The 6,468-nt window shown below is 36.7% G+C and carries 7 protein-coding genes; 6 read left to right on the forward strand and 1 reads right to left on the reverse strand.

The window, feature by feature from the left end; all coding sequences use genetic code 11:
- The 3 genes from MSG95_RS16020 (at window position 1) to MSG95_RS16030 (ending at window position 3,789) form a co-directional block, all read left to right on the forward strand.
- Window positions 1-1,494 carry a nicotinate phosphoribosyltransferase gene (locus tag MSG95_RS16020; RefSeq protein WP_077166260.1) on the forward strand — a complete coding sequence of 498 codons (1,494 nt, stop codon included), beginning with the start codon at window positions 1-3 and terminating at the stop codon, window positions 1,492-1,494.
- Between the two features lie 60 nt (window positions 1,495-1,554).
- Entirely contained in the window at window positions 1,555-2,322 is a 768-nt protein-coding gene (locus MSG95_RS16025) for an NUDIX domain-containing protein (protein ID WP_077166259.1), read from the forward strand.
- Window positions 2,323-2,394: 72 nt separating this feature from the next.
- On the forward strand, window positions 2,395-3,789 hold the full coding sequence (locus tag MSG95_RS16030; RefSeq protein ID WP_139344829.1) for a methylenetetrahydrofolate reductase C-terminal domain-containing protein: 1,395 nt from the start codon (window positions 2,395-2,397) through the stop codon (window positions 3,787-3,789).
- Between the two features lie 355 nt (window positions 3,790-4,144).
- Here MSG95_RS16030 and MSG95_RS16035 read toward each other — a convergent pair whose 3' ends face one another.
- Entirely contained in the window at window positions 4,145-4,600 is a 456-nt protein-coding gene (locus tag MSG95_RS16035) for a hypothetical protein (protein ID WP_228144428.1), read from the reverse strand.
- Between the two features lie 70 nt (window positions 4,601-4,670).
- Here MSG95_RS16035 and MSG95_RS16040 point away from each other — a divergent pair, with 70 nt between their 5' ends.
- From MSG95_RS16040 to MSG95_RS16050, 3 genes are read left to right on the forward strand one after another with little or no spacing between them, the layout of a single operon-like run.
- Entirely contained in the window at window positions 4,671-5,033 is a 363-nt protein-coding gene (locus tag MSG95_RS16040; protein WP_077166258.1) for a hypothetical protein, read from the forward strand.
- A gap of 2 nt (window positions 5,034-5,035) precedes the next feature.
- Window positions 5,036-5,845, forward strand: a complete 810-nt coding sequence (locus MSG95_RS16045; RefSeq protein ID WP_039252038.1) for a hypothetical protein — start codon at window positions 5,036-5,038, stop codon at window positions 5,843-5,845.
- Entirely contained in the window at window positions 5,842-6,105 is a 264-nt protein-coding gene (locus tag MSG95_RS16050; protein WP_025469128.1) for a hypothetical protein, read from the forward strand. Before MSG95_RS16045 ends, MSG95_RS16050 begins: the two co-directional genes overlap by 4 nt.
- The last annotated feature ends 363 nt before the right edge of the window (window positions 6,106-6,468 follow it).

A 6,468-nucleotide genomic window follows, 5' to 3' on the forward strand; every position in this document is an offset into this window, starting at 1 on the left:
ATGACTATTAAACTTAATCCATTAAACGCTATCGATTTTTATAAAGCTGATCACAGACGTCAGTATCCAGCAGGTACAGAGTATGTATACGCCAACTTTACACCGCGTTCGTCTCGACTTGCTAAAATGTTGCCTGACTTTGACGATAAAGTTGTGTTCTTTGGGCTTCAGGGTTTTATCAAACACTTTTTAATCGATACATGGAATGAAGGCTTTTTCAAACAACCTAAAGACAAAGTCGTGGCTGCTTATAAACGCCGTATGGATAGTTCATTAGGTGAAGGCGCAGTACCTGTTGATCACATTGAAGCGCTACACGACTTGGGATATTTACCATTAAGCATTAAAGCCTTGCCAGAAGGCAGCCGCGTCAATATGCGTGTACCTGTGCTCACCGTGATTAACACTGACCCACGTTTCTTTTGGTTAACTAACTATATTGAAACCGTATTGAGTGCTGAGCTTTGGAAAAGCTGTACTACGGCCACAATTGCCTACGAGTACAAACGCTTATTAACTCAATATGCTGTAAAAACTGGCGCGCCACTTGATTTTGTACCTGTGCAAGGACACGATTTTAGTAGTCGTGGTATGAGCGGAATTTATGATGCTGCACAATCTGGCGTTGGTCACTTAACCAGTTTTATTGGAACAGACTCGGTTGCTTCAATTGACTATGCAGAAGAATATTACAATGCCTCAGGTGTGATTGGGGTATCTGTACCAGCGACCGAACACAGTGTGATGTGTATGGGTACTGAAGACAGTGAGCTAGAAACATTTAAGCGTTTAATCTGTGAGCTTTATCCGTCGGGTGTTGTCAGTGTCGTTTCTGATACTTGGGACTTTTGGCGAGTCATTACAGAATTTACAGTGGCTTTAAAACCTGAAATTTTGGCAAGACAACCGAATGCTTTAGGTTTGGCTAAATTAGTTTTCCGTCCGGACTCTGGTGATCCTGTCAAAATTATTTGTGGTGATCCAGACGCCGAAGTCGGCAGCTCAGCATATAAAGGCGCAGTTGAATGTTTATGGGAAGTGTTTGGCGGTACAACAACTGACCAAGGTTATAAAGTACTAAATGAGCGTGTCGGTTTAATTTATGGTGACTCGATTACTCTAGACCGTGCGCAGCGTATTTTAGAAGGACTAAAAGCCAAAGGTTTTGCTTCAAATAACTTGGTGTTTGGTATAGGCAGCTTTACCTATAACTATTTAACTCGCGATACTTTTGGATTTGCTGTGAAAGCGACTTGGGGGCAAGTAAATGGTGTAGGACGCGAGCTGTTTAAAGACCCAATTACTGACTCAGGTGTTAAAACATCTGCGAAAGGTCTATTACGCATCGAAGAAAGTGAAAATGGTTTTATCTTGTTTGATGAGCAAACAGCCGAACAAGAACAAGGCGGAGCACTTAAAACAGTCTTTGAAAATGGTAAACTTCAATATGAGTGTACTTTGGATCAAATACGTGAGCGTTTATCCATCGCATAACTGAGTTTAGATGAGCCGTTGCATGAGTATCGGCTCATCATTTTTATTGAGAGGCTGAACGTGACTATTCAAACTGAACAAGAATTCCTTGCCAGTTATGATCGCCGAGATTATGACGCACCTTTACTCACGGTCGATATGGCTATTTTCTCGGTATTTAATGGTCAGTTGCAGGTATTACTCATTAAGCGACCCAACTTTCCAGCCAAAGACCAATGGGCTTTACCAGGTGGTTTTGCCGATTTAACCCATGACCAAGATTTGATGGCCACAGCCTATCGTAAGCTAGTTGAAAAAACAGGAATTGCTTCACCTTACTTGGAACAAGTTGCTTCTGTCGGCAATGCCAAACGTGACCCGCGTGGCTGGGCCGTAACCATTTTGTATTTTGCTTTAATTGATTTTAATGCTTACGAACACCAAGCTTTGGCTGAGTACAGCGAATGGGTGTCTGTAGCAAAAGCACAAGATTTAGCATTGGCGTTTGATCATAATGAATTGCTCAGATTAGCTTTAGAGCGTTTAACCAATAAAACTCGCTATACTGCATTGCCAGCGAGTCTTATGCCTGAATTATTTACGCTAACTGAACTACAAACCATTTATGAAATTATTCTTGGGCAATCCTTAGATAAAAAAGCATTTAGGCGCCGTATGATAGAAGCCGGTGCAGTTGAAGAAACCAATCAAAGTAAAATTGTAGGCAAACGACCAGCTCAGCTTTATCGCTATGCACTCGATTCTTTCGATTTTATATTTCCGCGCTCACTCGAATTACCTAGAAATAAAGAGGGTGAAGATAAGCAAAACAATGAGCTTTCTGACTAGCGCATCTTGATGCACTTTGATTTATAATGCCGCGCTTATGATTGATGTCATGTTTTGATCAGCACTTTGCCTATGTCACACGTTTCTCCCTGCTTCCAGCAAAACCAGTTTTTTGTGTTGGTGGAATATCTCACTTCACTACATGAAATTTATCCTGTGAAACATGAGTTTGCAGGATATCCGGCTGCAATGACATTGGCAGATCGCGTACATTCAGATCATGATATCGCGCCACTTGAAGCCAGCAAAAGTTACCCTAACTCAATCGATAAAGTCTTACACTTTTCAGGTAAGGCCCGAGATATACAAGACTTTGAGCGCTTTTTACAACAAGCTCAAGCAGCTAATATTCAAAACTTGTTATTGCTTACAGGTGATAAACTCAAAGAGCATCATAATGGGCGAGATGGGCAGCCTCGTAGCCGTTACCTAGAGTCGGTAAACGCCGTAATGGCAGCTAAGCAACATGGTGGTTTTCGTATTGGCATTGCTTTTAACCCATTTAAATATGTCGAAGCTGAGCGTGATGCACAGTACTTAAAACTACATAAGAAAATTAAAGCAGGCGCTGACTTTATCATTACCCAATTGGGCTATGACATTGAAGCCTTAAAACAAGCCAAATCATTTTTAACCAAGAACAATTATTCGCAGCAAATACTCGCTTGTGTCATGCCACTGACTTTGGGGCGTGCCAATTTTATGGTGAAGCATAAAGTCGCGGGTATTGTAATTACCCCACACATGTTAAAAGTTTTGGCAGATGAAAAACAGGCAGGGCATACAGACCGAGTTTATTTGCGCTGTGCTTTACAGATTTTGATATGTAAACACTTGGGGTATGCAGGAATTCATTTATCTGCTTGTCATAAGCCAGAAGAGCAAATGTTGCTTGAAAGCTACGTCGAGCAATACAGACATTTGGAGCTTAAAGCCTTAGAGGAGCTTTGGAATTCACTTTGGCAAGTCACATCTAGCAAAGAGTTTTCACCTGAAATTGCTCGGTTTTCGCGTCAGCCAACGTCTAAACAATTAATTAAATATCGCCAACTGCATGTTATGCATGAAGCAATGTTTGGTTCAAAAATTGCTAAAGGCATCGGACGGTTTATTTTCAAAGGATCTTTTTGGGATAACACTTTAGTTGCTAAAGTATTACTTAAAACAGAAGTACTGAGTAAACATAGCCTAGTCGGTTGTGAAAGCTGTGGTCAGTGCCGTTTAGGTGACACTTTATATATTTGCCCTGAAACATGTCCAAAAGGTTTAGCCAACGGGCCTTGTGGCGGTACAACTTTAGACCACTGCGAATTTGGTGACCGAGAATGCATTCATTCAGTCAAAGCGAGACTTGCTAAAGTGGTTAAGCAAACAGAAGTGCTAAAAGAAAAACTGATTCCAACTGTATCAATTGAAACGAGAGGAACCAGTTCTTGGAAAAATTGGTATTTAGGAGTGGAAGCTTAAGATTTGCATTCCATCTTAAGCACAACGATAGTTCAAATTAAAAAGCGGTGTATAAGCTAATAGAAGTCAAAAATTATAGTAAATATTTTAACTTAAACATCAATAGACTAGTTTAAATTATAGTTTTTAACATGTAACGCCAAATTTTTTCCAGTTTCACAAGATTGAAGATAAAGGTCAAATGAAGGTGTTATGCTAGAATCAATTAATGAATGAATTGCAAAAATTTTTTTTAATTGTTCGATGTAATAGTTAATAAAATCAATTTCGTTATCAAAATTTAATAAGCTTTTCAAATTACATTGAAAATTCTGAAAATCACTTAAATCAGATGGAAGTTTAAAACAACAAATATCTATTGTCCACTCTTTAACTTCATATATTTAACTTCATATATTCTAGAGCGAATAATTGGTATGCCTTCTATATCAATTTTCTTAAAAAACTGCTCAATTGGTATAGTATATAAAGAAGTTTCACAGCCATTATATATTGAAAAAATTATTGTAGTATTAATTAGTACCTCTTTTGGTATGCCTTCTATTAATCTTCTTTCAACTTCTTTATGAATTATACTTAATTGGTAAAGATTTAGATCAGTTGGATTTAAACTCTTAAAGTAATTCATAATTCTATTTATTAATACGGTATCACCAGTTCCTGCGATAGCGCCTCTACACCATAATTCTATTTTTGATTCATCATTATTTGATACGCGCATTGCCCCTGTTTCTAAGTCAAAGATCATTGCCCGTTTGTCTGCTGAAATCAAGATAAAATCCCCTAAGTGGGCAGATATAATCATTGTCATAGATATCCATTATTTGAATTTTAAAAAGATGTGTTATTCTAGACACAAAATTACATTATAGAGAATAAAAATGGCTGGTGGTTCACGTATTGTAATAAATAAGCAAGGTATTATGATTTCAACAGGTGGAAAAATTTTATATCAAGCTGGTCAACATATTTTCAAAAGTGGTGCTGAAGTCGTTGTAAAAGCTCGTGTATTACCAACATTTGTACCTCATGAAGAGAGCCATCAATTTAAAGTTATAGATGAAAATAATAATCCATGTGAAGATACGGAATATTTAATTTTAGATCAAAATAATCAAGCACATATAGGTAAAACAAATAAAGAGGGCTTAACTAAACGAGTTTTTTATGCTGAAAATACTGAATTGAGAGTTTTTTATGGTGCTGATGCTATTGAAAAAATGGAGCAGTTAGGGTTGAAATAATTATGGCCGAAAATGAATTTAAATATAAGAAATTCCAGAAAGTTAGAACAGCAAATGATAAACCTACAACTTCTGTCGTCTTAAATAAATATATTGTGACCATTGGTTTTGAGGTTAACTATCCTGATGCTTTTGTTGAACGTGATAATGGTTGGGTTTCAAAAAGTAATGAGCGAACACAATTGTTAGATATTGATTATGGTCATGCTTTTTTTTACGTTACCAAAAATGATATTGTTGAAGTCTTTTTTAGTTTTGGGCCATCTGGTGCAGGAAAAAGTGGATGGTTTAATAAAGGAAATAGCCAAGCACCAAATAAATGGAATACAGGTGCCCCTATCAAAGATGGATATGCTAGTAGTCGGCCAGGAACACCTGATTATGGAATTGGGGAAACTGCAACGCTTTATAGAATAGTGGTTAACGAAGATTCAGCTAAAAAAATAATTGCTGAAGCTAATCAAGTACGTCAACAAATCATTTCTGGCGACCAAAAGTATACAGCTTGGATAAATGATACTTGTGCTGAAACAGCTAGGGATATTTTAAGTAAATATATTAGTAATTTACCGGATGGGACTGGAGCTATAAAGCAAGCTGGTATCCCTACTTTAAATGTTATAAATCCCTATATGTGGCATTATAATTTTAAGAAATCAAAATTTGCTAAACCTGAAATTATTTATCCTCTTGCAGGGAAGGCTTCAGGAAAAGGTGTTATTTCGGAAGGATTTCATTTAATCAAAGGTTGGAGTTTAAAACCTAAAGATAAAGATCCATTAGTTGATGAAGGATATATTATTAAAAAATGAAGAATTTAAGTATAGGATTAGTTCTTATGATTTCATTATTTGGTTGTGCCAATTCCACCGCTAAGCATCAAGACAAATTCTTAGCGCATATTCATGAAAATACACCAAATCCTTACAAGGAATGTATGGTCAAATATATTAAAGATCATTGGGATGAAGTTTGGAAAACTTACAATACTGAAAAAACTAGGGAGGCTCGTGGTGAAACAGATATAGTCAATTTCATGATTGAAAAGTATCTATCTGAATGTAAAAAATAATACATTTGAGCTAAATTTATTTTTATGTATTTAAGGCTTTCAAAGCCCTGAGTTTTCAGGGTTTTACTAATAGCCGCTTTTAATAAAGAAATATTTTTAAGTAGGCAGTATGCTTTAAAATTATTTTAATATTTGCATATAAATGTTATAGAAAAGGATGGAGTTAGTAATAAGAATAAGCTCAAAGGAAGCACTTAACCGATCTTCTTAAAATTCGTTGGATTTCGTTGTATAGGTGTAAGCGTCCGCTGAACACACCTTCTGAATTCATCCTATAAGCCTTAATTTAGTCCACACTTAAAAACAAGTGGGGACTAAAATTTATGACTACAAATCACCAGACATCCATCGCATCTCTTGCGA

It is taken from the genome of Acinetobacter sp. IK23 (assembly GCF_035615275.1).
GTDB classification, from domain to species: Bacteria; Pseudomonadota; Gammaproteobacteria; order Pseudomonadales; family Moraxellaceae; genus Acinetobacter; species Acinetobacter seifertii.